Source organism: Psychrobacter sp. FME6 (assembly GCF_014861365.1).
Classification (GTDB): Bacteria; Pseudomonadota; Gammaproteobacteria; order Pseudomonadales; family Moraxellaceae; genus Psychrobacter.
Genome location: NZ_RRYW01000045.1, coordinates 1 through 25,918, shown reverse-complemented (window position 1 = coordinate 25,918; position 25,918 = coordinate 1). Strand labels below are relative to the sequence as shown.

At 43.3% G+C, this 25,918-nt stretch carries 21 protein-coding genes and 1 pseudogene; 13 read left to right on the top strand and 9 right to left on the bottom strand.

Translation table 11 applies throughout. The features are described 5' to 3' along the window. Positions 1-148 (bottom strand): annotated as a pseudogene (locus tag EI162_RS08200) (IS982 family transposase); the annotation flags it as partial. Positions 149-538: 390 nt separating this feature from the next. Between EI162_RS08200 and EI162_RS08195 the strand changes: the two are divergent. Next, entirely contained in the window at positions 539-5,038 is a 4,500-nt protein-coding gene (locus EI162_RS08195; RefSeq protein ID WP_192523890.1) for an Ig-like domain-containing protein, read from the top strand. 208 nt (positions 5,039-5,246) lie between these two features. Continuing rightward, on the top strand, positions 5,247-6,176 hold the full coding sequence (purU, locus tag EI162_RS08190; RefSeq protein ID WP_192523889.1) for a formyltetrahydrofolate deformylase: 930 nt from the start codon (positions 5,247-5,249) through the stop codon (positions 6,174-6,176). A gap of 126 nt (positions 6,177-6,302) precedes the next feature. Here the strand turns inward: purU and EI162_RS08185 are convergent, their stop codons facing one another. Beyond that, positions 6,303-7,100 (bottom strand): inner membrane protein YpjD, encoded by a 798-nt coding sequence (locus EI162_RS08185; protein WP_192523888.1) that lies wholly within the window; start codon positions 7,098-7,100, stop codon positions 6,303-6,305. A gap of 310 nt (positions 7,101-7,410) precedes the next feature. Here EI162_RS08185 and ffh point away from each other — a divergent pair, with 310 nt between their 5' ends. The 7 genes from ffh (at position 7,411) to EI162_RS08150 (ending at position 13,962) form a co-directional block, all read left to right on the top strand. After that, the gene (gene ffh / locus EI162_RS08180) at positions 7,411-8,961 is read left to right on the top strand and encodes a signal recognition particle protein (RefSeq protein WP_192523887.1); all 1,551 of its coding nucleotides are present in this window, start codon (positions 7,411-7,413) and stop codon (positions 8,959-8,961) included. Between the two features lie 294 nt (positions 8,962-9,255). Further along, positions 9,256-9,963, top strand: a complete 708-nt coding sequence (gene tsaB / locus EI162_RS08175) for a tRNA (adenosine(37)-N6)-threonylcarbamoyltransferase complex dimerization subunit type 1 TsaB (RefSeq protein WP_192523892.1) — start codon at positions 9,256-9,258, stop codon at positions 9,961-9,963. Between the two features lie 180 nt (positions 9,964-10,143). Continuing rightward, positions 10,144-10,986: an undecaprenyl-diphosphate phosphatase gene (locus EI162_RS08170; RefSeq protein WP_192523886.1), complete on the top strand. Its 843-nt coding sequence runs from the start codon at positions 10,144-10,146 to the stop codon at positions 10,984-10,986. Between the two features lie 83 nt (positions 10,987-11,069). Further along, positions 11,070-11,960, top strand: a complete 891-nt coding sequence (locus tag EI162_RS08165; protein WP_192523885.1) for a class I SAM-dependent methyltransferase — start codon at positions 11,070-11,072, stop codon at positions 11,958-11,960. Positions 11,961-12,037: 77 nt separating this feature from the next. Beyond that, positions 12,038-12,277: a hypothetical protein gene (locus tag EI162_RS08160; protein WP_192523884.1), complete on the top strand. Its 240-nt coding sequence runs from the start codon at positions 12,038-12,040 to the stop codon at positions 12,275-12,277. 89 nt (positions 12,278-12,366) lie between these two features. Next, positions 12,367-13,284 (top strand): 4-hydroxybenzoate octaprenyltransferase, encoded by a 918-nt coding sequence (ubiA, locus tag EI162_RS08155; RefSeq protein ID WP_192523883.1) that lies wholly within the window; start codon positions 12,367-12,369, stop codon positions 13,282-13,284. A gap of 9 nt (positions 13,285-13,293) precedes the next feature. Next, entirely contained in the window at positions 13,294-13,962 is a 669-nt protein-coding gene (locus EI162_RS08150; RefSeq protein ID WP_192523882.1) for a DUF4112 domain-containing protein, read from the top strand. Between the two features lie 306 nt (positions 13,963-14,268). Here EI162_RS08150 and EI162_RS08145 read toward each other — a convergent pair whose 3' ends face one another. From EI162_RS08145 to ispZ, 5 genes are all read right to left on the bottom strand, one after another. Further along, the gene (locus tag EI162_RS08145) at positions 14,269-14,913 is read right to left on the bottom strand and encodes a hypothetical protein (protein ID WP_192523881.1); all 645 of its coding nucleotides are present in this window, start codon (positions 14,911-14,913) and stop codon (positions 14,269-14,271) included. A 379-nt stretch (positions 14,914-15,292) separates the two neighbouring features. Then, complete coding sequence (mnmD, locus tag EI162_RS08140) at positions 15,293-17,341, bottom strand: tRNA (5-methylaminomethyl-2-thiouridine)(34)-methyltransferase MnmD (RefSeq protein ID WP_192523880.1); 2,049 nt, start codon at positions 17,339-17,341, stop codon at positions 15,293-15,295. A gap of 15 nt (positions 17,342-17,356) precedes the next feature. After that, positions 17,357-17,713 carry a hypothetical protein gene (locus EI162_RS08135; protein WP_225735265.1) on the bottom strand — a complete coding sequence of 119 codons (357 nt, stop codon included), beginning with the start codon at positions 17,711-17,713 and terminating at the stop codon, positions 17,357-17,359. Between the two features lie 92 nt (positions 17,714-17,805). Beyond that, positions 17,806-18,135, bottom strand: coding sequence for a YciI family protein (locus EI162_RS08130; protein WP_192523879.1), 330 nt, complete (start codon positions 18,133-18,135; stop codon positions 17,806-17,808). A 159-nt stretch (positions 18,136-18,294) separates the two neighbouring features. Further along, positions 18,295-18,846 (bottom strand): septation protein IspZ, encoded by a 552-nt coding sequence (ispZ, locus tag EI162_RS08125; RefSeq protein ID WP_192523878.1) that lies wholly within the window; start codon positions 18,844-18,846, stop codon positions 18,295-18,297. Between the two features lie 224 nt (positions 18,847-19,070). On the opposite strand from ispZ, the gene EI162_RS08120 reads away from it, so the two are divergent. Both EI162_RS08120 and EI162_RS08115 read left to right on the top strand, forming a co-directional pair. Next, complete coding sequence (locus tag EI162_RS08120) at positions 19,071-19,952, top strand: PHP domain-containing protein (RefSeq protein ID WP_192523877.1); 882 nt, start codon at positions 19,071-19,073, stop codon at positions 19,950-19,952. Between the two features lie 179 nt (positions 19,953-20,131). Beyond that, complete coding sequence (locus tag EI162_RS08115) at positions 20,132-21,589, top strand: GGDEF domain-containing protein (protein WP_192523876.1); 1,458 nt, start codon at positions 20,132-20,134, stop codon at positions 21,587-21,589. Between the two features lie 57 nt (positions 21,590-21,646). Here the strand turns inward: EI162_RS08115 and truD are convergent, their stop codons facing one another. Further along, entirely contained in the window at positions 21,647-22,885 is a 1,239-nt protein-coding gene (truD, locus tag EI162_RS08110) for a tRNA pseudouridine(13) synthase TruD (RefSeq protein WP_192523875.1), read from the bottom strand. A 239-nt stretch (positions 22,886-23,124) separates the two neighbouring features. Between truD and EI162_RS08105 the strand changes: the two genes are divergently transcribed. Continuing rightward, positions 23,125-24,762 (top strand): FAD-dependent oxidoreductase, encoded by a 1,638-nt coding sequence (locus tag EI162_RS08105; RefSeq protein WP_192523874.1) that lies wholly within the window; start codon positions 23,125-23,127, stop codon positions 24,760-24,762. Positions 24,763-24,854: 92 nt separating this feature from the next. Next, positions 24,855-25,481: a GNAT family N-acetyltransferase gene (locus EI162_RS08100; protein WP_192523873.1), complete on the top strand. Its 627-nt coding sequence runs from the start codon at positions 24,855-24,857 to the stop codon at positions 25,479-25,481. Positions 25,482-25,500: 19 nt separating this feature from the next. Here the strand turns inward: EI162_RS08100 and EI162_RS08095 are convergent, their stop codons facing one another. Then, positions 25,501-25,713, bottom strand: coding sequence for a hypothetical protein (locus EI162_RS08095; RefSeq protein ID WP_192520920.1), 213 nt, complete (start codon positions 25,711-25,713; stop codon positions 25,501-25,503). Between the last annotated feature and the right edge of the window lie 205 nt (positions 25,714-25,918).

Genomic DNA, 25,918 nt, shown 5'->3' with positions numbered 1-25,918 from the left:
AAAACTCACCGACCAGTTCCATGCAAATAATCTCAGGATCACTCAGCTTTGGCGCATAACCTGCCCCTCGCAAGGGTTTGGTGACGACTATTTTGTAATATTGCTCTACCATTAAATAGATATTGATGATAAATTCGTCTATGGGCATCTCATGACTCCGTTGTATTCTTGGTCGAAAACAATAGATTAGTGAGATGCTCTTCTTTTTTCAATCACTTTCGATGTTGAGAGTGGGGTAATACCTGTATCAGATTATAAGCTTGCCATCTCTGGCAACTCAAATGCTATCAATGCCTATGGTGAGAAACAAACACTCACTATTAATGCTAGCCCTGCCAACAATAAAGTACCGACAAAAATCAATGAGGCAAAGGTATCTATTAAGCTCAATAAAACCATCGAAGGCGTAAGTTTAAGCACTGAGACGCTCACCCTTGATGCCAAAGGACAAGCGGTAGTAGATATCGTTGTAGCTCCAACATTAACAGCAGCAGAGCGCAAGGCGCTTGCTAAAGATGGTATCAGTTACACGGTAACGTTGTCTGAGCCCAATCATTCAGTGACTGTAGCAAAGGATAAGAGTGGCGTTGAGATACCCGCTGCAAAGTATGACATCAGTTTTAATGATAGTAGTAAAAAACAATTATCAAGCTCAGGTGACAGCGCTATTATTAGCTTCCGAGTAAATGATAAAAATGGTAGGGTAATTGCTAATCGAGATGTCACAGCAACTTTGCCAAAAGCTCTAGTCGACTCTGGCTTACTGACTTTAGATAGTGCTGCGACACAAACTACCAATAGTAAAGGTGTAGTCAGTTATAAAGTTAGTGTTCCAGCAGGTTTGACTAAATCACAGAGAGATAAGCTGGAAGCGAAAAAAGACTTTGTGTTAACTGCTAAAGCGGTTGAAGCATCGGGTGCAAGTAGTACTATTAGCAGCTCGTCTATAGAAATTAGTTCAGCTGTAGAAAAAAGCGATATCAAACTAACCTCTATCAGCTCACCTAAGGTGGTCACTGTCACAGACAAGCAGTTTGAGATCCAAGTATCTGCTAAACGCTCTAACGGTAATGCCGCAGCTGGGGAAAAAATAAAACTTGTGATTAAGGGTTTGCCGGGAGTCAGCATTCAAGGTAATGAACAAACAACAAACGAAGCCGGTAATGCGAAATTTACCGTCAACCTTAGTCAAGATCTAAGTAAAGAAGAGCGGACAGCGCTAGTTGACTCGGATATTCCTTACACTGCTATCTTAATAGATGGTGATGGTAAGGAAGCAAAAATTGAAAAGAAAGTTGATGTAGTTCAGCCAGCAACGAGCTTAGAGTTTTCCACTATTACAAGCCCAACAATTAGTGAGCTTGGCGGTAGTGGCTTTGTGAATGTCAGACTAACAGACAAACAAGAACCTAATCAGCCGATTAAAAACAAAGAAGTTAGTATCCAACTGGGTAAAAAAGCACAAGACTATGGCGTCACGCTCGACAAAGTCAGCAACAGTACTGATTTTAATGGTGAGACTACCTTTAAAATTACTATTCCAGAAGGACTCACTACCGCACAGCGTACTGACTTGAAAGCTGCGGGTATCAATTACCAACTGTCTTATGTTGAAAGCGGTATCAAATATGACTCTGTAATAAAAAAAGTCGCTATCAGTAAACCCAAAGTTGTATTAGATATCTTAAACAGCAGTAATCAAGCGACTTATAAACTCAACAATGTGGGTGATAACAAAGTCATTCAAGCTCAGTTGAACAATCAAACTGATAAGACTTTAATTGGTGGTCAAGCTGTCAGTTTAGTGTTTGATAATAATAAATTGGCACAATTATTGACCGTTAATGGACAACTAGGTTCAGCAAATATTAAAGCGGATACTGATGATAATGGTGTCGTTAGCTTTGATATTGTCGTGCCTAGTAACTTGACTGATGATGAAAAAGAAGCATTAAAAGGTAAATCTCTAACAGCAACACTGACTGAGTCAGTAACGGGTAAAACACAAAAGGTAACTGTCGAAGTCCAGTCTATGACCGCAGCCGTCTTGTTGAGCAACACCCAATCAGAACCGTTGAATTTAAATGGTGGTGAGACACAAATAACGGTGATTGCACAAGACAAAGATAACAATATCGTTACTGGTCAAAAAGTTTTTCTTGCGCTGCCAGCTACTGTCGCCAGTAAAGGGGTTACCTTGGTATCTGGTAGCCAAACGACTGATAATTCGGGTAAAGCCGTATTTACTATTGCCGTACCCAATAACTTAACTGAGGATCAGAAAAAGGCCATTGGGAATAGTTTTGATATTGTGTTATCAGCCGCGGACGCTAGTGGCAATATCGTTACTAAAAGTGCTACTGTCAGTACGGAAACTCCAGATCTTAATGGTACTAAAGAAAACCTAACTATCGGCGCCAATAAAGTCGTCAATACCAAAGGTGATAGCTTTAAAGTGTTTGTACGCGTCGCTGATAAAGATAGCGCTGTTAAGGGTCGCGAGGTTCGCTTAAACGTTGATGAACCAATTAAAACGGGCGTTAGCATAACCAACGGTACGGCGACGACTAACAGTGATGGCGTGGCTACCTTTGATCTAAAGCTTGAATCAGGCGCAAACGTCGATCAGGCCTTGCTTGAAAAAGGTATTAAGCTAACGGCAACCACGACCACTGCTAAAAATACTAAATTAGAGCAAAGCTATATCGTCGCCGTCGATACCGCAACTATCGATAACTATCAAATACTAGTCACCTCAGACAAGTCCACATTGACGACCGGCGGTGACCAGACCAACGCAACCTTCCGCGTGACCGATAGCAATGGCGGTATCTTAGCAGGCGTGCCAGTACAGCTGAGCATTGCCAATCTCGCTGCTAGCGGCGCGGCATTGACCACTCCAAGTATGGTTACCACTGACGCCAACGGTCAAATTGACGTCGGTATCCTTTTGGCGGCCAATAACATCAACGCGCGCTTAAATCATGCCATTGATATTGAAGCTAAGATTACGACGCCAGTTTATGATGCTAAAGGTGACGTAACACTAGAAGTTCGTGAAAGGAAAACGCTAAGTTTGTCTGCGATTGGTACTATTATTGATATCACCGCATCAGAAACTAAGCTTAAAGATGGTCAAGCCACTACTATTAGCACCACCCTTATCGATGGCGCAGGGCAAGCGATTGCTAATGCTGATATGGAGCTGGTCAATGCTGATGGCACCATTATTGCGCCAACAGCGACAGCAACTACTAATGCTGATGGACAGGCGGTCTTTGAACTGTCTGAAGACAAGCTCACCTTTGATAGCAATGGTAACCTGCAAGTCTATGCTCGTGCATTTGGTGAAAATAAAATCAATGATCAGCGCAGTATCAGTAGTATTGATTTGATTAAAGTCTCGCAAGCGGGTATCAGTTTTATAAACATTGAAGATACTTATGACGTTAATGAGCCACAAGAGATTCAAATACAAATTCGTGCTGATAGCGCAGAGCAGGCGGCAAAACTTGTAGGGAAGGCGGTTGAGGTACAAACGACTATCGGTAGCTTAATCCCCAACTATTTAGACAAGTTTACCGATAAGGTCATTGTCAGCAAGCCTATCAAAACGAGCGATATTAAAGATAATGTCGTTACTGTAAAAGTATGGTTAAAGTCTGGCCTTGCTGGTACTACCGTATTACAAGCGACCATTTTAGGTGAGAATGTAAATGGTCAGCCAAAATATCAAGTAACAGCCGATACACGCTTCCGTGCTACGACACCTGCGAAGATGCTATTCCAAACAGTTAAATCAGTTATCACTCCAGGTAGCAGCACCGAAGTAGTTGCCACGGTCAAAGATAAAAATGATGTGCCTGTCGAAGGTCAGACAGTCGTCTTTAGCCGTGCATCAGACTCATCAGCAGGGCGCTTATCGGCTGCTACCGCGATAACAGACCGTAGAGGTGAAGCACGTGTGGTTTATACAGCCAATGCTAGCTCACCGATTGGCGGCGTAGTCATCAATGGACGTTTGTTAAATGATAGTGCGAATATCGGTACTAAAACCACCAACATTACCGTATCTGAGGAAGCGGTCTATACCACTTTAGCATTTGCCAATAAACTATCCTCTGATGATATTTATTACACAGTACGTGGTTCTATCTCTGTCATGGACGGCTCAGGTCGCGCCGTACCAAATAAAGAAGTGTCTATTAAGTCTTATGCAGTTGAATACGCACAAGGTAAATACTGCTTGTTAGAAAGTACTGTCACGTATCAAAAGGCGTCTGTGCCTAAGCTTGATGAAGATGGCGAGGTAGTCAAAGATAAAAATGATGATCCTATACTAGACAGCACTCCCGATCCTTTACAAAAGTCTGAAAAAACATCTGAGTCTTCAAGATCTGGTTGGAAGCCAACAGAGGATAGTAATTACAATTACACCTTAGACAAAGACCCAATCTTAAATGAAGATAAAAATGGCAACGATAGCTTGGATGCTATTAATCCTGTCGCTATTATTGGTGGTACATTATCTGATGATGGTTATACTTTCGTGACGGATGATGAAGGTCGTGCTGACTTTGAAATTCGTTACCCAATGCGCTATTCAAACTGGGTAAAAGTACGTTTTGATGCCACTACCTTCTTAAATGGTAGTGAGAGCACTCAAAGCATCAACTACACCCTGCCATCAGCTGAAAGTGACTTGATCATTAATGGCTCAAACCTTCAAACCCCATGGATTGATAATGAAAGTCCATTTGGTGCTGGTGGTGCAATCTGTGTGAATAGCGTAAATATTGATATTCAGGAAAAAGACAACTTGAAAAGGCCTAAAATTCCTGCATCGACTACAGTCACTTTGACACCTTATTCACCTAACTATTCTATTCTGTGGAATGGGGAAACAACATTCAACAAGCATCAGCAAGGTTACAATTCATACATCATGAACTTCAACGAGGCATATAGTAGAGGGGATACAGTGACTGTTACTAATAATGGATTTAGAATGTTTAGTAAAGTATTAAAAGTCGAATAGCCATTAGATACCCTGAATAAAAGTTTGTTATTTATAAATACAAAAACCCCCAGCCTCGCGTTGGGGGTTTTTGTATTTATAACCTCAATAACTAAAAACAATCAACTCAATCAGCAAATTTTTGTAAAAGCGATTAGAATAGTCGGTTTGCTTTGCTGCTGATAGCATTTAATGTCAGAGGCAAGTTTCATTTTTAATTGGGCGTACTATGTCAGACACTGCAACGATTACCTCATCGAAAAACTCATCTTCGACACTATTTAATAATTCATCTAATAAAACAGCCATCGATACCGCCACGCTACTTATTAAATGCCGCGATCAAGCCGGTATTGTACAGGCGGTATCTGAGTTCATTCATCGCTACGGCGCTAATATTATCACCCTAGATCAGTACTCAACCGCACACGAAGGCGGTCAGTACTTTATGCGTTTAGAGTTTGCTTTAGCAGGGTTGAGTGAGATTATTGATAACTTTGAAGCCAGCTTTGCCCATACAGTTGCCAAACGCCATAATATGGAATGGCGCTTACATAATAATGCGATTAAGACCAAAGTCGGTATCTTAGTATCTAAATTTGACCATGCCTTATTAGACTTGCTATGGCGTCATCAGCGCGGATTGCTCGATTGTGAGATAACTTCGGTCGTCAGTAACCATGAAGACTTACGTCAAGCGGTAGAGAATTTTGGTATTACCTTCCATCATGTTGCTGTGACCAAAGACAATAAAGTGGAGGCAGAAGCGCAGATTCATCAGTTGATGGCTGGCAATGATTTGCTGGTATTGGCGCGCTATATGCAGATATTGTCGTCTGATTTTGTCAAACGTTGGCCGATGCAGGTTATTAATATTCATCATTCATTTTTGCCAGCGTTTGTTGGCGCTGACCCTTATCGTCAAGCTTACGATAAAGGCGTCAAACTCATCGGCGCGACGGCGCACTATGTCACGGCCGAGCTTGACCAAGGGCCTATCATCGAGCAAGATGTCCACCGTGTGACTCATCGCCAAGGGGTAGTGGAATTGCGAGCTATTGGTCGTGATATCGAGCGCAATGTATTGGCGCGTGCCGTCAATTGGCATGTGCAAAATCGCGTGATTGTGACAGGAAATAAAACAGTGGTTTTTAATTAGCTTCTAATTAAAGTAGTTTTACATTGAGAATAGCCCATTAAAAGAAAAGATATTCAATAAAAAAGCCACGAGTATTAAATGATAATACTTGCGGCTTTTTACTATGCTACTACTGCAGAAGTGGTTTTATAACAGCATCTCTAACACAAACTTGCTACCGACAAAGCCAATCGCCAATAATATAAAAGCGTAGATAGTTATATTCGCGGCACGCTTACCACGCCATCCTGCACGCCAGTTTCCTAAAAGCAATGCGCCAAATAATAACCACGACAGCAGGCTAAACACAGTTTTGTGGGCAAGATGTTGTGCCATCAAGTCTTCTACATAGATAATGCCAATGCCAATGCCGAGGGCGATACTGAGCAGAACAAAACCGACCAACAGCATATCAAATAACAGACTTTCCATGCTTTGCAAAGAGGGCAGCTTATTGACCCAAAATCGATGAATCGATTGATGCTTAAGCTCACGGATTTGTAGACGCAAAAACAGCGCTTGTACTGCGGCCATCAGCAGCACACAATAGGCAGCAAGCGATAGCAATATATGAGCTTCCAGCCCGATACTGATATCAGTAATCGGACGATAAGGCGCACGGCCAATATAGCCGACTACCATACCTATGAATGCGGTTGGTGCGGCTAAGATGCCTAGACTAACAATAGGCCGGTATAGAGAAAACATGACGTAAAAAAATAAGAAAAATAAACTGATCAAGCTGATGATATTGAACAGGTTAAAATTTAGTCCATAAAGGGTGACCACGTGCGGATAAAGTAGCGTCGCATGCGCCAACATACCTATAGACAATAGGCCTAAGCTTATGCTTTTATAAATGGGTTTATTCTGAATCAGCGCCCAACCAATGTGAATGCTGACTAAGAGATAAGCCATACCAGCAAGTAAGAATACAAGTTGCAAGATAAGAACCTCATCTCATAATGAGCGCAAAAAGCCGCTCAATTTAATGCTAAAGTGGTATTATTAGAATAATCATCCAATTTATCATAAAATGGCCACCAATTGAGTGCCATCTTGCTTATTCCTTTATATATAAGCTTAAGAATCAAGCGTTTTGCGACATGTCCTAATGCTATAGTATTGATAATGTATCGTTTTTTGCAATGGTTTTTATAACTGCTTTTATAAAAAAGCGACCTAATATATCCTAAGATTATTTATAGACCATTTAGATGGTTTAACTGAGAATTATTTTAACTGAGAGTTATTTATGTTTGATACCTTAACAGAACGCCTATCATCGAGCCTGCGTAATATCGTTGGGACTGGACAGTTGACCGAAGACAACATCAAAGACACCTTGCGTGAAGTGCGTATGGCGCTGCTAGAAGCCGATGTGGCACTGCCTGTCACTCGCGATTTTGTAAAACGTGTTAAAGAGCAAGCGCTTGGTGCCGAAGTGCTCAAAGAGTTAGCACCAGGTCAGGCGTTCGTCAAAATCGTCCATGACGAGCTGACCGAAATGATGGGCAGTGCCAATCAACAACTTGAGATGACTGGGAAGCCACCCGTTGTTTATTTGCTTGCGGGCTTGCAAGGGGCGGGTAAAACCACCACGGCGGGTAAATTGGCTAAGTTTTTACAAGAGCGGCATAAGAAAAAAGTCATGCTGGTCTCTGCCGACGTTTATCGTCCGGCGGCGATTCAGCAGCTTGAGCAAGTAGCAGGGCAGGTCAATGCCAAGTTCGTGCCATCAACGACCGATGAAAACCCGATTGACATCGCCAAACGCGCTATCGAAGAGGCTAAAATTCAATATCAAGACATCTTGATTATTGATACTGCGGGTCGTTTGCATATTGACGACACCATGATGGATGAGATTAAGGCCTTGACTGCTGCGGTCAATCCTTCTGAGACGCTGTTTGTCGTCGATGCTATGACCGGTCAAGATGCGGCTAATACTGCCAAAGCTTTTAACGATGCTTTGCCGTTGACGGGTGTTATCTTAACCAAAACTGATGGTGATGCGCGCGGTGGTGCTGCGTTATCTGTGCGCGCCATCACTGGTAAACCGATTAAGATTTTAGGTCGCGGTGAACAACTCGACGCGCTAGAGCTGTTCCATCCTGAGCGTATCGCCCAGCGTATTCTTGGCATGGGTGACGTACTGAGTCTGGTTGAAGAAGTTGAGCAAAAAATTGACCGTGATAAAGCCGAAAAAATGGCGAAAAAGATGCAGAAGGGCGGTGATTTCGACCTTGAGGATCTACTGACCCAATTTCAGCAAATGAAGAGTATGGGCGGCATGGCAGGCTTCTTAGACAAGATGCCAGGTATGGGCGGCTCTGATATGCAAAAAGCCGTTGATGACGCTAAGCCAGAAGAGAAAGTACGTGAGATGGAAGCATTGATTAATTCTATGACGCCATATGAGCGCAAAAACCCTGATAAAATTAATCCGAGCCGTAAGCGCCGTATCGCTACTGGCTCAGGCCGTGAGATTCAAGACGTCAATCGTTTGCTCAAGCAACATAAGCAAATGGCAAAAATGATGAAAATGATTTCAAAGCCTGAAGGTATCGGTAAAATGATGAAGTCTATGCAAGGCTTAATGGGTGGCGGCGGCGCTGGAGGAGGTGGCGGTGGTCCATTATTCGGCGGTAGTGGTCAGCAAGGTGGCCCCAAAAATGTGAATCCACAGCAAATGGCAAAGCAGATGGGACTTGACCCAAATAATATGCCAAGTACCGAAGAGATGCAAAAGCAGATGCAAGAGATGCAAAATCAAGCACCGAAGGGCTTTAAAAAACGTTTTTAAATAAGAGCCGTTGGTATTCGCAATATTTTTATGATAAAACCTCAAAGCTAATGGGCTTTGAGGTTTTTTATAGCTATTCGATTGGGCTAAATTATCATGGATAATATATGAAAAAAGCAGAAAGCCATCAAATTTATCTGTCCTAAATGCTATGATAGGCGCTGTTTTATGACACTGGTCGTTTTTACAATACCAAGTGAGCAAGCCAATATATAACGAATTCACTTTAATACAATCGTAGCGCTTTTGTTTTGAACTGAATATGTAACGCCAAGACTATCAGCCGAGGTTATGATGTTTTTAGCTATGGATACCGTGTTTGATCAATGTTCGGTCGCGATTTTAGATGCCAGTGGTCACGTGCTATCGAGTCATACTGAGACGGGCAAGCGCCAACAGACTCAGCAAATTCTGCCAATGATTGATGCCGCCTTATCTGAAGCTCAGCTGACACTTGCTGATATACAAGCGCTCATATTTAACCGAGGTCCTGGCGCATTTAGCGGGATACGAATTAATACGGCCGTAGTACAGGCATTGTCGGTGGCACATGATATTCCTTGTGTCGGCGTTTCAAGCTTACAAGCAATTGCCCAATGTGCGTATCAAAATCATGGCTTAACGCACGTCTATAGCGCCCTTGATGCGCGTATGCAGCAAGTTTATTTTGGACAGTATGAGGTTGTCATTGCCAATGATGAACCGACCCCCACTGCTATCATGCAACCGGTATTGACCAACGATAACGATAGCACTGAGCAGTTACTTGATTATGATAGCCAGACTGCGCTAGACATTCCTATCGTTGGTAATGGTTCGATATTATTAAACAGCCAAGATGGACAAGTCTGCCATGAAGAGGTTTGGCCGGATGCTACCGTAATAGGAAAGCTGGGTATTGCGCAGTTTATGACGACTGGTGGGACGGATGCTGCGCATGCGCTACCAAAGTATCTGCGCAATCAAGCGTGGAAGACGCTAAAAGAACAAGGTAAAGCGTAGCAATTATATATAGTAATTATATAGTTGATTCACTTTAAAACCGAGACGAGTGGCGCGCACGTGGCTATTTACTTTATTACAATTGTATCGATTTTATTTAGAACTGCTTATAAGTACGATGTAAAAATACTCTAAAAGCTATATTGAGCAATCAACAAATCTGTATCTAGGAACGCTATTGTGGATATCATTTTATTAATTCAAACTGTCATCATGGGTATCGTTGAAGGTATCACTGAGTTTTTACCTATTTCCAGTACAGGATATTTAATTTTATCCGCTGATTTGATGGGATTTTGGACCAAAGAAAAAGTCGATTTGTTTGTGGTGGTGGTGCAGATTGGTGCTATTTTGGCCGTCATATATGACTATTGGGGCAGGCTATGGCAGGCGCTCATGGGGCTACTGACGGGTAAAGCGGAAGGGATGAATAATCCAAGGCAGCTGGGACTCAGTTTAATTGTCGCCACTATTCCAGTGATGATCGTTGGTTTCACCTTTGCAGATGAAATTAAGGCCTATTTATTTAACCCGATCGTCGTTGCGATTATGCTCATCATTGGCGGTTTGCTGATATTTTATGTCGAAAATCGCCCGAAGGCTATTATCGCACAAGAAGCAGAAGACGTTAGTCTAAAAACAGCTTTGATGATTGGACTGTTTCAATGTCTGGCATTGATACCTGGTACATCACGCTCAGGTGCGACTATTATTGGCGCGCTGTGGCTTGGTGTCTCGCGCAAAGCGTCGGCTGAGTTTTCCTTCTTTTTAGGCATCCCTGTCATTATAGGGGCGGCATTGTTGGATTTGCTAAAGCATCATGAGGTATTGACCAGTAGTGAAGATTGGTTGGTGTTAGGTATTGGCACAGTGGTGTCATTCATCATTGCTTTACTCTGTATTCGCTTGTTGGTGGCTTGGGTCAGCCGTCGTGACTTTAAAATCTTTGCTTGGGTACGTATTATCACCGGTGTATTGGTATTAATAGCGGCTTGGGGCTTTGGTTATCAAATGGCAGGTTAAGCTATTATAATAGAGTGGTTTTATAGTGGAATGGCTTTTATGGTAATCAATGCGCCTGTCGATACTAAAAAGGAATGGCGGTTATGACCCGTTTAAAACCAATACTGAATGCTAATATGGACTGCCAACTATTTTATGTTTGCGAGTCGCAGAAAAGTCAGGTTGAGAGCCTAAAGTCGCTAATCACTGAGTATAAGCTATCGATTATTTTACATACCGAGCTGCTCACAGATAAATTGACTCAAAAACGCCGCCAGCAATTAACTACGCTTGTCACTCATCCTATTTTATTATTGGATGATAAAAACAAGCTCTCATGGCTGAGTGATGGACTCAGCGTTGCACCTGAATGGGATAAACTACAGAGGCGAGTGGTGAGTGCCGGGCGCAAGTCTGAGCTATTACTGCAAGCCGCAAAAATTACCGCGGATAGTCATATCATTGATGCCACTGCTGGTTTTGGGCATGACAGCCTGATATTGGCCAGTACAGGTGCGCATGTGGTTATGCTTGAGCAGCAGCCGTTGATGGCGCTGTTATTACTCGCAGAGCAGCAGCGTATGAGTACACTGCCAAACTGGCAAAAGCTGATGTCACGTTTGCATATTATCAATACCGATGCGCTCAGTTACTTTGAGAGTTTTAATAAAAACCCCTCCGTTGATAGTAGTCAGCTAATCGATGTGGTATATCTGGATCCTATGTTTCCAGACGATAGCTATCAAGATAGCAAAACGGGTAAAGGGGCCAAAGTCGGTAAGCACATGCAAGCCCTGCACCAGCTGGCACGGCCGCCGACGCTAGATGAAGAGCAGCAACTACTACAAAGCGCGCAAAGTGTCGTCAGTCAACGGGGGCAAAAACAAGGTCGCGTTATTGTAAAGCGTCCACAATTTGCGCCGTTACTTGCTCATCGAGAGCCAAGCGAGAGCTGGAGTAATGAAGCGGTGCGTTTTGATGGTTATTTTGTTTGATTATATGAGTACTTTTGGTTAGTAAGCTTAAAGGACTGAATTGGCAAGTTTAGAGCCATGAAATTTAGGAGCAGGGAATGTTGGTAATCATTATTTGGGCCATGGGTGCGGCTTTATTGTTAATCAATATTATGCTGCGTACCAGAATTTTGCGGCTTGAAGCGCGTTTAAAGGAATTGAGCAATCCACAAGAGCAATTGGCATTTTTGCGTCAGCAAGCGTCAAAAAAAGATAAAATACCCGCGATCAAAGCATTAAGAAAACAGTATCCTGAGATGTCGCTAATAGAAGCCAATAAAATGTGGCAGCAAGTCTAGCAACGCTTATGCATTCAGTGTTTCATATAGCAAACTTCTATGTAATCAACCATCAAATAAAACTTTCTATCAATGATAATTAAAACGCCATGACATTTAACGACAAACTACAAGCCTATATTCAGCTGACGCGCTTCGATAAACCCGTCGGTATCGAGCTACTGTTGTGGCCAACATTATGGGGTGTTTTATTAGCCGCGATGGGGCAAGCGCAGCGGCAAGGTGCGACGGCAGGTTTGCCCAGCCTTAAGATATTTATTATTTTTGCACTTGGTGCGATATTGATGCGGGCGGCGGGCTGTGCGATTAATGATTTTGCTGATCGTAAAGTCGATGGTCACGTGAGTCGCACCAAAGGCCGACCGCTAGCCGATGGTCGTCTCTCTGGCAAAGAAGCCATTGCCGCATTTTTAGTATTGGTATTATTGAGCGCCAGTTTATTGTTTTTCTTACCCATAGTAGTGTTTTACTGGTCGCTTGGGGCGGTTATATTAGCGTTTATTTACCCATTTATGAAGCGCTATACCCATTTGCCGCAAATGTTTTTGGCGGCTGCTTTTGGCTGGGCGATACCGATGGCGTATGTGGCGATACAGGGCGCGCCGGATATTTGGTGTTGGCTACTGTTCTTGGCTTATATGTGTTGGACAGTGGCTTATGATACCCAATATGCCATGGCGGATCGTGAGGATGATTTGAAAATAGGGGTCAAGTCTACAGCGATATTGTTTGGTCGCTATGATGTGGTTATTATTTCTGTCTTACAAACCTTATTTTTATTAATCATGGGGGCGGTATTGTGGCATTATTTTGCCCCAACCAGCTTGGGGCTCATACCCGTATTTGGCATGGCGCTAGTCGCCATGATGTTTGCCAAGCAAAACAGCGCGTGTGCCAGCTATAATGCTGTGGCTTGCTTCCAAGCATTTTTAGCCAATATATGGGTAGGACGTTACGTCTTTGCTCTTATCGCAATTGCTTGTCTATGGACGACTTTTAATGGATAAACTAAGTTAATGGATAAACTAAGTAAGTCTTCGAGGTTAAAAGCGAAGAAGCCAGCTAATATCAATGCACCTGAGACAGATTATCAGGCAAAGCTAGCCGCGCATGGACTAACGCGCGAGCAGGTTATTGCGACCGAGCGTAAATTGGCAAAGTTTGCCAATACCATGGATTCTCTGGTGCGGATTCCTTTTACCAAACAAGGCATGGGTGCTGATGCTGCTCTTTCGACCATTCCGCTGGCGGGTGATTTGGCAGGATTGGCATTGACCAGCTATGCATTTGTATTAGGTCGTCAGCTAGGCGTTCCGGTACATAAAATGACGCCAGCCGTCAGACTGGCGCTCATCGATATGGTGGTCGGTATCGTACCGGGTATTGGGACGCTGCTCGATATCTTTATTCGGCCCAGTCGCAAGACGCTAAGCATCGTGCATGAGCATCTACAAGATGAGTACGGCATCACCGAAACCATGCATATGGATCGACCATTTTTGCATCAGTCATTAGCCGATAGGCAACAGAACAGTCGCTTTTGGCGCAACCCAGTTGTTGCTTGGTTGTACCTGCATATTCCTGATATATTGGGATTAATTGTTATTCTAATTATTGGCTGGGGGTTGTGGGTAGGTACCAGCTGGTTGGTCGGCTTATTTGGCACAACCACAGGGTTTGGTTAAGTGACAACAAAGCAGGTCAAAGTGATAGTAAAAAAGGCGGCCACGATATTAACGTGTGCCGCCTTTTTATCGCATATAGCCAGTTCAATATAAAAAATATACAGCCCCTAATATATCTATAGTTAAAATACTTTAAAAACGCTACGATACTGCGGGTATAGTTTTTTTGCAGCCTCTGTCTGCGTAGGCACAGCAAGCTAGAAGAAACGGTACCTGCAGTACGTGATGTAGCGATATTAATTCTTACTGACTATATCATATGTAGTATCGACTATATTTTATCATTATGAGGACACGCCCTAAAACTTACTCGGTGATGACTTCTGCGTCAGCACTAATCGCATCATAGCTGGTCAGTTTATCGTTTCTCATGAGATCTATCGTACTTCCACCGCCATGACTGATCAGCTCCATGCTGCCATCGGCTGAGCGGTAAGTAGGATTGTTACCTTGACCTTCAGGCGCGCTCAACGTTATTTTTGGTTTATTAGGCAGGGTCACAATAGCGTTTAGCACACCTTTGGCCGAGGTCTCAAAAACCACGAATAAGGTCTCGCCTGTGGCACTGCGATAGTTGACATCAGTGATTTGCGCGCCTTTAATGGCTTGCTCAGGGTTGGGTGTTGCATCAGTATTATTTGCTGAGGTATCGGTTGTGCCAAGATCGTTCTCAAGCTCAGTTAAATTGATATCTTGTTCTGTCTTAATACTAGATTCAGTAGGGTCTGTAGCGTTATCTACATTTATATTAGTATCATCACTATCAGAGCCATTAATATTAGACGTTACTGGTTCTGTTTGTACGACTGTTTCAGTCTGCGACTCATCACTGGTTTCTTGTTCTGGATTTTTTTGACAGCCGCTAAGTAGTAAGACGCTAAAAAAGATGGCAGGAAAAATATGCAAGTAAGATTTGGGTCTAGGGAGGAGAGAAAGACGGTTTTTTAACATAAGACTGCTATCCATTAATAGGGCTTTATTTAAGTATAGTAAACCACTGAGAACAATCTAACACGAGTGACGATGTAATAAATTAAGTATTGACGGTAATCAGGAGCCTTCGTTGCTCAGCAAGCTCTCTATGCTCACATAAATAAATACCTTGCCATCTGCCTAGTCGCCTAGTCTCAATACAATACCTCGTCAATTAGTGCAACGGTCATACTTACCCCAACTAGCACGCTTTTAAAATGGACTGGTAGGTCAAAGGGGCGATAGATGTCTCAGCAAAATAAGTAAAGTAACAAAAGACATATTCAGACGCTGTCATAAAAAATCATTCGTATAAAAGATAAGTCGACTATAGTTCGGTGACTTTATTTATGTAGCTTTATTTAAGTGGCTTAGCCTTAGCTTGCTTATGCAGCCGCGCCCGATTGGGTGACAGCCTCGCTAACATAACGGCAGATAAAGGCGTAAAACAGCCTAACATCATATCTGCTAAAGCCTCAGCGCATATCGGTGCTAATGCATAGCCTTTTGCGCCCATGGCCGATAATGTCCAGAGCCGTTTGCTTTGGGCAAGCAAGCCGACTAGAGGGTGATAATCCATCGTTTGGGTGCGAATACCAGCGCGTGCTTGCCATGCTTCAGTATCATCTGGCAAGACGTTGTTCAACTCAGGGATATCTTCAAGCAATTTATCGTAGTTTTGCTGGTTTTCCTCACTGCGGATATCAATATTTGCATCAGCATCTACAAAGCTGGCACCAAGTAAAAACTGAGGTTGTCCTTCGACAATATTATTTATCTCAGCGTCACCGTCTTGTCCGATAAAGGGGGCGCAATAACCACTATATTTGAGCGGTAATTTAGGCAGTTTGGTTGTTTGTTCAGCGGTCGGCGTAAACCAAGATAGCTGCCCGCGGATAGTGCGGCATTCAACGATACGTTTATCTAATTGATGGCTTTCATAGGCAGCGCAAATTACCACATTGTCAGCGATGATAGTCATCGGCTTTTGGCTGCTATTACTATTTTTCTTATCACCATAAACCGTAATCTGTTCTGCCGTTTCTTGAATACTTGTCACGTTAAGCTGCTGATAAGTAATATTTGGGTGCGTCAGAATGATAGTTTTTAGTGCTTGTGGGTTGACCAAGCCAGACTGTGGTAGATATAAGTTGTCGTCTAAATCCTTTGATTTTAAGCCGCTGACTCGACGCGCTTCTTCTGCACTGATTGTCGTTGCCATCGCATTTGGATAATCAGCAATTTGTTCAGTACCGATATTGGTTTTTACCAGCAAATCTAAGGTGCCAGTCTGCTCTAGTATTAGAGGTGATTTTTGAATAGCGGCTTGCTGATTAAAGTAACGATAAAGTCTGCCGCTATATAAGTAACCAATGGAATGCAGGTGCTCATAGACATGATGGATAGGTGTCATGTTTGGCGCGAGGAGGGCGCGAGGATTACCGGATGCGCCAGCAAGCGGCGCGGCCTTATCCACAATCGTCACCTTGATATCGCGGTTGGCGAGTGTCCAAGCAGTGAGGAGTCCTGCAACACCAGCCCCAATTACGATAGTGTGATTATGATGGTTGGATAGAGTTGGAGTATTTTCATTCAACTGTGAATCTTCATTGATGATTGCCGTGAGCATCTCGCGCTTACGCCCAAAACCTTTAACCTTTTTAATCGCAAAACCATGGGCTTGTAATCCGCGTTTAACGATACCAGCACAGCTATAAGTCGCGGCAGTCGTGCCAGTACGTGATAGGCGCTGCATCTGGGTAAATATACTATCTGCCCATAAAGTTTCATTACAAGAAGGTGCAAAGCCATCTAAAAACCAGGCATCGACATAAGGACGATTAATAGTTGATTCAGAATCCAAGCTCGCTAAACTGTCGCTTGCATCGCCCAGCCAGATATCAAGCGTCAGGTTATCTTCGATGAATTGTAGTCGATGACAGCCAGCAATAAGCGCTGGATAGTTGGCTAGAAGTTGCTCAATCAATTCTGCCAGTTCAGGAGCGCGCTGTGCCCATAAAGCAAGGATCTGCGTTAAGTCGCTCAGGGGTATAGGATATTTTTCGGTAGTAATAAAATGCAAGCGCGCGGTGGCTAAATGAGGCTGCTGAGTACGAAGCTCACGCCAAAGCTGCCAAGTTGCCAAGAGATTCAACCCCGTACCAAAGCCCAATTCAGCAATAGTAAAACATTGCTTCGCTTCCAGCTTTGTCCATCGCTCTGGCACTTGATTATGATGCAAAAACACATGGCGCGACTCTGCCAGCCCATCAGCATGTGAGAAGTAAACATCGCCAAACTCCCCTGACACCGGTACTTTGTTACCGGAATCATCGTCTTGCCACTCAATCTGAGCGGGCGTAATGATATTTAATGGTTTAGCATTTTTAGTTTTCGGACTAGACATGACGAGTTACTTATATTACCAGCGTTCACGGCGGACAAACACCAGCCACGAGATAAAAATACCGACCAATAAACTGATTAAGACGGTAAATGCCCCGTATAAAAACAGCTGACCTTTACTCTCATAAACAAGTACATTTACTTGAGTTTGTAGGTCATTCACTTGACGCTGCAATTGGGCATTACGGCTTAATAGCTCCTGATTGGCAGTGGATAATGCCTTGTTGGATGGCTGTAATTGTGCCGATAAGGTATCGTTAATATCCAGCGCTGAGTTTTGGGTGGGTTGCCCATTTACGACGACCGCGGCTGATGAATCATTTGCATCAATAGCAGTCACCGTTGGCGCAGCCTGAACCGAAACAGCAGCCATTAGCATTAGGCCAGCGAGACTAAATCTGAGGCAGCGAGCGCGTAACAAAGAGTGATTTGATAAAGAGTCATTTGATAAAAATAGGCACTTACTCACAACGTCGCTACTTTATCATTTGAGCTATCGATAGGAGCGGGCAATGCTTGAACAAACGGCTTGATATCGACATGACTATATACGCCATCTCGTAAATAAGGTTCATCGTTTGCCCAAGACTCAGCCACGTCAATAGAGTCAAAGTCAGCAATGATTAAGCTACCCGACATCTCATTTTTACCGTGCTCAATAGGTGTTGGACCTGCGATAACCAGACGCTTTGCACTTTGTAATATTTGCAAGCGCGCAAGATGTTCCGCGCGCGTTACTTGACGTTGGGTACTGCTACCCGCGACGTCATAACCGATAATGGCAAATAAGGCCATGCTGCTTCCTCAGTTAATAATAAGAATAAAGCACTAAAATCAATAACAAGACCTTTACTCATTTTTTTAATGAGTCTTGACGATTAATCATTGTCAAAATTAGAATTTAGTATTAAGTGGTTATTTATTATATGATAATAAATATTATTTGATGGCTTGTTATTTGGTTGCTTTGTCGCCTAGTGCTGGATTGAGGTGCTTTTTTAATACCGCAAACTGGGCAACCACAAACACCAGCATAATCGGAATCCAACCGTAGGTTTTAAAGTTAATCCAAGCCTCATCTGACATGGTAAATGCCGTGATATAATGCAGTACGCCCATAAAGGCAAAAAACAGCGCCCACGCGACGGTTAGCTTTTTCCAGCCACTCATGGTCAGCGAAAAAACATCTTTCATGGCCAACTGCATCAGCGGCTTATTAATGGCAGCACTTACCAAAAGTGTTATGGCAAAGATACCGTTGATAATCGGTGATTTCCAACGCAAGTAGATGTCGTCACGCAGCAGTAGCGTGCCACCGCAAAAGATGATGGTTAATAATAAAACCACCCACTGTTGTTTATCAAACTTGCCTTTTTGACGCACAAAGTGGATAGCATAAATGATAATAGTGGCAACGAGCAATGCGCCTGCTGCCGCTAAAATGCCATTGTAACGAGCGGCAATAAAAAACGCGATTAACGGAATGAAGTCTAATAAGGCTTTCATAGCAAATAGGATGTCCAACAAAAACGTATGGGGTAGTTTACACGTCTACTGCGGCAAAAAAAAGCAATCAACACGATAATCGTCTTATATGACACGCCTTAGCTAGCTTTCACTCGTTTTACTGATAAAATATTTAGTAACGAGGACACATTTAAGTTAATAGCACATTTAACTTGAACCTATTTTTAAATTAACAACATATTCAAAACCTTAAGGCCCGTTTTATGAAAATCGACTTACATTGCCACAGTACTTGTTCTGATGGGACTTATGCGCCTGCAGAGGTGATACAGCGCGCCCATAGTGCGGGCATCAACGTATTGGCTTTGACCGATCATGATACCTTATTGGGCATCGATGAGGCGCGTGCGGCCGCCGAAGCCTGCGATATACAATTGATCAATGGGGTTGAGATTAGCTGTGAGCATACCTTGAGTGGAGGTTATGGCAAAAACAAATCAACCAATAAAATCATCCATGTCCTTGGACTTGATTTTACTGATTTTGATAAAATGCATGCCACGCTACAGCAACTACAAGACAGCCGCGCTACTCGCGGACAGCGCATCACTGAAAAGCTCAGTGAGTTATTAGATATTGACTATGATGAGCTGTGGCAAGCCGTATGTGACAAAGCGGGTGGTAACCCTCAAGCAGTGGGCCGCGCGCATATTGGACAAGTGTTATTTGAGCGCGGCGAGGTTAAGACTGTGCAAAAAGCCTTTGATAAATATCTGGCGGATAATAAGCCTGCTTATGTGGCTATTGAGGCGCTGACGATGCAGCATGGCATCGAGCTGATCCATGCTTGTGGTGGTAAAGCAGTGCTGGCACATCCAACTCGTTACCAGCTCTCAGCGACCCGCGTGCGTAAACTGATTGAAGAGTTTGCCCAGCTTGGCGGCGATGCTTGCGAGCTGCCAGCTAATAGTGAACCCGTCAGCACTCGTAGAATGGTCGATCGTAGCATCGCTGAACACCAGCTTGCCGCGTCGATAGGAAGCGACTTTCATGGCAGTAATATGCCATGGCGACGTTTGGGGGACGTGCCTCATTTGAACACTGAGCAACACGGTGTTTGGCAAGCTTTCTCAGCGTTATCTTAGGTGAGAAACACGGCCAAGTAAAAGGTTATTTATTGACTTGTAATTCCATTAAATGTTTTGATAAATAAAATGAAAATTGCCACACTAAACGAGTACATTTGGGTTTATTATAGTTCATGACTCTTGATTGGTGGCGTTGGTTTTGGCTCAATAACTTTCATTATTTGCGGTAGCCCATTATGGCTGTATCGATATCTCATCTAGGCTACAGAAAGCTCTCACGAATGATTTTTGAGTGGCAAGCTGTTGATAGAACGTCGCTGCTCGCTATATTTATTTTGATGGAAGTCTCTTTACATTGGCTATGGTGTTTGTTTGTCTGGTGGCAGCAAGACGCGCTTAGTGATTATGTAGATATCACTCTTTTGTCACCGTTATGGTTGGGCACAACCTTAATAGGGTTGTTTTTTTTGGGCATAATCAAACATTTGTCTCGTTCTGGGAATAATGATAACCGCTTATATAAGTGGCAAATTCTCTTAATGCTACCTTATTCTGTGTATATTGCCATCGTTATTGTCATGGTGGGTTATAGTAGTTTGTTTGCAGGTGTGTCGCTGGTTGGCGGCGCTATGTTGGGCATGATGCTCATCAAACGTCGCTATGTTTGGCGGATATTTTTACTGCAAGTTTTATTGATTCTTTCGGCGATCATATCACCATATTTTGGTATTCATTTACCTAACTTGCGCCAATTAACGGTTATTTATCCTCTCCTTGATACTTATAGCTATTTAAATTATAACGAGGTCATGGCCATTGAAAACGCCATGGCTGCTCTGACTTTTGAAAACAACACCTTAGATTGGAATAATATTAGTGAGCTGCAGCGCTCATCAGCGTTTTTTTGGCGTTCTACCCATGTGTTTTTAGCGTTGCCCAAAGCCGTTTTTATTGTTTATATGTTCCGCACCCTGTTATTGATACTGGATGACAGTAAAAGGGAGATTTTACAACACGCCAATCAAGATGAATTGACGCAGCTAAAAAGCCGTCGTTACGGTTTGAGGCAGATGCAGCAAGCGTTACTGAGAATGGGAGATAAACAGGACTTCAGCGTTGTTTTGTTAGATTTAGATTGGTTTAAAGATATTAATGATACCTATGGGCATGACGTGGGCGATCAGGTTTTGGTTGAGGTCGCACAGACGTTGTTGCAGTCTTTAACTGATGAAGCGATTGTGAGTCGCTACGGTGGTGAGGAGTTTTTGATTGTATTGCCAAATACCAAACACGATAGCGCGATGAAAATTGCTCAACAACTACAACGAAGTATTGCAAAACATGTCATCAATATCAAAAATGGTATCAGTTTTAATGTAACGGCCAGTTTGGGATTGTATACTTTGACCCATGATGAGCAAACCTGCCTCAGACAAGCGCACGAAATATCGGTGCAAAAAGAGGCAGCGACTCAGCTATCTAACCCAAAAAACATCAAGTCGCCCAGCAAAAAACGCACCAGCAATCATATGTTAACAGCGCATTTACCCACTGACATTTGCCAGCGCCTAATCAGTACAGCAGACAAAGCCTTATATGAAGCAAAAGATCGTGGTCGCAATCAAGTTGTCAGTGCCAACGACATGCTAGCCGCAGAAGAAAATACGGTTAATGCCACTTATGCCAGCAGTTAATATATGACCGCTCAGCTATTATTTTCATAAGTAACTATTTAGCTATTCAGTAGTTGATTATGGTGTCTTTAATTCTTCTACCAAACTTGCCAAGACACTGGTAGCAAAACTACCCGTCGTCAAAGTAAAGCTCAGCACCAGCGTCTGCTCATCTTCTTTATCATGCCATTCCCAAGATAATGCTTCGATAGGCAAGCGCAGCGCTCGTCGTTGCGCCTTAACATTGCGCTTCTCTAAGCCATTTGCCAGCTGACTTAATAGTGGACTTTGCTGCACAACAGCGTTTTCAAGCGCTGCGGCCATACCTCTGACTTTATCGTTCTCCGTACCCCAGAGTACGGCAGTGGGATGAATATCACCGCTGGCAAGGCGAACGCGTAACGTCTCATCTAGCTCTTCGCTAGTAAATATCGAGCCTGAGCCATCGAGATTAAAGACTTCGCCCGCCAGTCCAGTATTCCAGCTACCATCACGTACGCGTGCTGCTAATATCTCATTAAATATCAAGCTACGCGCAGCAGACAGCTCCATCGAATTCTGCTCGCGCGGTACGCGTTTACGCTTGCTCTTTTTTGGTTGTGGTCGACTTTCTTGGGCTGGACGCGCAAACAGTGCCAAAGCTTCTCTAATATTATTACCGTTACGTCCAAAACGCTGCGGACCGAAGTAGTTGGGTATGCCACTTTTACTGATATTTACTAAATGCTGCTCGACACTGTTGTTGGTACTTTGCTTAGCCGATAAATCCTGTGCAGACGTTTGCATTGATAAGTCTGCAAACTGGATGTCACGCAGTGTAATGATAAATTGGTTGGCGCGATGCGTGCCGCGATTGAGCTTTTTGTTATGCCAATGCTGCGCAAGTATCGTGACGGTCTCATTTTCTCCGATATCGACTGGTGCAAATGTGGATTCTGGCAGTTGCTTCTTGGGTAGCCGCAGGCTAAACCATTGGGTCGTCAGCGCATGGCGGTCTTTTAAGCCTGAAAAACCCACATCACGCAATGTAATCTCTGCCCATTCTGAGAGTAATTTGGCCAGATAGGCCGTATTCATCCCAGACTTTTCTATATGCAACCATAAATGCTCACCTTCACCCGTAAAATCGAATGGAAGTATCTCATTGACTATAAAGTCTGCTGTATGGGCTTTATAGGTCGCTTGTTTTAAAGGTGGCATTATTGGCTGCGGTAATTTGGCAGTATCAGTGGCGGCGCTAATATCGATACTTGCGCCATCAAATGCTTCGTTATTAGGTAGTTCGTTAGTGTTTACAGTGTTATCTTGAGAGGTCATAAATTAGTCTTTTGTTTTGATGATTAATTTTAAAAGTAGGTGGTAGCGTTAGAGATAAAAAGCCAAAAATTACGTTTTGCAACGCAGTGGGTATACAAAAACACACCGCGAGAGTAGTGGGCTTGCTACTATCAATGAATATGATTTTATTGGGATTTGGTTGATTAGGCGTCACTTCTTTGATATGACTGTCTCAACACGTTTTAATCAGAAATAATTATAACCGTTAAGGATGACTTATGAGCAATACAATGATAAACACCGTCACCATTAGCAAAGCTGATATTCCAAGTGGTGGCATGAAATCCTATAAGCAGGATGACGATAGTATCATTTTAATCACTCGTGATGAGAATGAGTTTAGTGCATTTGACGGTAAATGTCCGCACGCAGGGGCAGATTTGGGCGATGGACTACGCTGTGGTAACCGCGTCATTTGCCCGTGGCATCATGGTACTTTTGACAGTCGTGATGGGACGTTATTAGAGCCGGTTGCTATGACAGGCTTGACCCAATATGAGCTGACAGATGATGGCGATAATTTAACCGTTAATACAGCCGCTAAAATAGACAAACAGCTCAAAAACGACAAAATGACCGACACTCATACGATTATCGTAGGCGGCGGTGGAGCAGGCTTTATGACTGCCAATCAGTTACGTCATACTGGCTATGGTGGCAAGATTACCGTGATTAGTGCCGATGATAAAGCCCCTTATAACCGTCCATTATTGTCCAAAGCCTTTTTGGCAGGGAATATGGGTGAGGATAAATTGCTACTGGGCGGTGCTGATTGGGCGAGTAAAAATGATATTGACTTGCGCTTAAACCAAACTGTCAGTGAGGTATTGGCCAATGAACGTACGATTGTGGTTAAAGATAAAAATGGTAATAGTGATAAACATACCGCCGATTTCTTAGTCGTGGCAACAGGCGCTGAACCAAAGATACCACCATTTAAAGGTGCCACTCTCGATGGCGTTTATACGCTACGTAGTATGGATGATGCCAAATTGATTAAAGCTGCCAGTCATGACCAGCGTGTGGTCGTTGTTGGTACAGGTTTTATCGGTATGGAAGTCGCTTCAGCATTGGCGCAGGCAGGAACGACCGCCTCTATTACCGTTATCGGCCAAGACAATCGTGTCATGGGCAATATTGTCTCTGAAACTGTCAGTAATGCGCTGATTAAGCTGCATGAAGAAAAAGGTATTAAGTTTGTCTTTAATGCCAGCGTTGCTGAAATTACTGGAATTGAAAAACCTACTGATAATAGCAAAGAGAACTTCTCGCAAGTTGGTGGCGTTAAATTAGCAAATGGTGAGCAAATAGATGCCGATATCGTCATTTTAGGCACTGGTGTGTCTCCACGTACAGAGCTATTCAGCGAAGTAAACGACCCAGATGGTGTGCAGGTTGATGATCACTTGCAACTACGTAACGGCGTTTATGCATTGGGTGATATCGCCAAAGCCACCAATCAAATGGGACGCATGCGTATCGAACATTGGCGCGTGGCATTGCAGCATGGCATTGTGACAGCAGCATCGATATTAAATGATGCGCAAGTGGATTCCTTAGAGGAGCGTATACCTTTTTTTTGGACGATGCAATATGGCAAAAGCCTACGCTATAGCGGACATGCGGCCTCACCAGATAACAATTTGTTATTTGGCTCACCTGATACACTAAATTATATCGAATACTACTTCGATGATGATGGCGAAGACACGCGGGTGACTGCCGCCAGCTCGCTAGGTCGAGACAAAGAGTTGGTTGCTTTCTCTGAGCTATTACGCCGCGGTCATGCGCCCACGCGTGCACAGCTTAATTCAGGATTCGATATTATCGAGCAAGCCCATGTATTATCGCGCTAGTAGTCAAAACTGATACGTATTATTATTAAGGCTGGTCTATTCACTTAGGTCAGCCTTAATAATATGTCTATAGGAAAAGGACAACCAACAATATGAAGAAAGATGCTGTATTTTTACGTCAAGCTAAAGCTAACGACGTTCGCGCACTCGAGCAGTTATTAAACCGCTGTTATCGGCAAGACGAAGGCTGGACCAATGAGGCAGGCTTAGTGGGCGGTATACGAACCACTCAAGCTGAGCTTGCAGCCGTCATCGCTGACCCAAAACATTACGTTTTTATTTATCCAAAAACCACGACAGATCAACGCGATGGCGCAGAAACAGGTGAGCTATTGGGCTGTATCGCAGTCGACATAAAAACTGATGCTGACTTAAACAAAAGTGGCGGCAATCAAAGTGTCAGTCATAAAAAAGCCTATATCGGCATGTTTGCGGTATTGCCTGAGCTGCAAGGGCATGGCGTTGGTCATCAACTATTACAGGCCGCAGAAACTTTTGCCACTCGCCATTTGCAATCAGACCTACAAGCATCTGATAACAAACCTATTCGTCTGACCATGTCTATTTTAAGCCACCGCCCTGAGCTATTGTCTTATTACCAGCGTCGTGGTTATCAGTTAAATGGCAATAAAATGCCGTTTCCAATTGATGGTAATAATGGCGAGCCCAAACGCCAAGATTTGGAATTATTAGAGTTAGAAAAAATCGTTAGTCAATAAGGCTTATCTTAATTTTAAACTAACTCTGAAAATCCCCAAAAGTCATAAACAGCCCAGCACTCAGCAGTAAAAACGCCACCAAAATTAAGCGCTTAAACCAGTTAAAAGCTGGTAAGCGCGTGGCATTATCATCGGACATTAAGTAAGCAAACAGGCAAATCAGGCTGGCGACTAATGTCATAATACCCAGACCAATCGGTAATATAAAAAAATACATCTGCCACACAGTCATCTCGCAACGGTCATTATTAACCGCATCATAACAGTATCCTGATTGTACTGTCTGTATTAGGACGTATCCTCAATGAGCACATTTATACATTTAATGGTCTTAAAGTGGCTAGGTTTTGTTAACCGTCGTCAGAAAACTTATCAACACACCTAGGGCGTGTCATCAATTAAGCCAAACGACACAAGAAACTAAGTGAATGGCACTA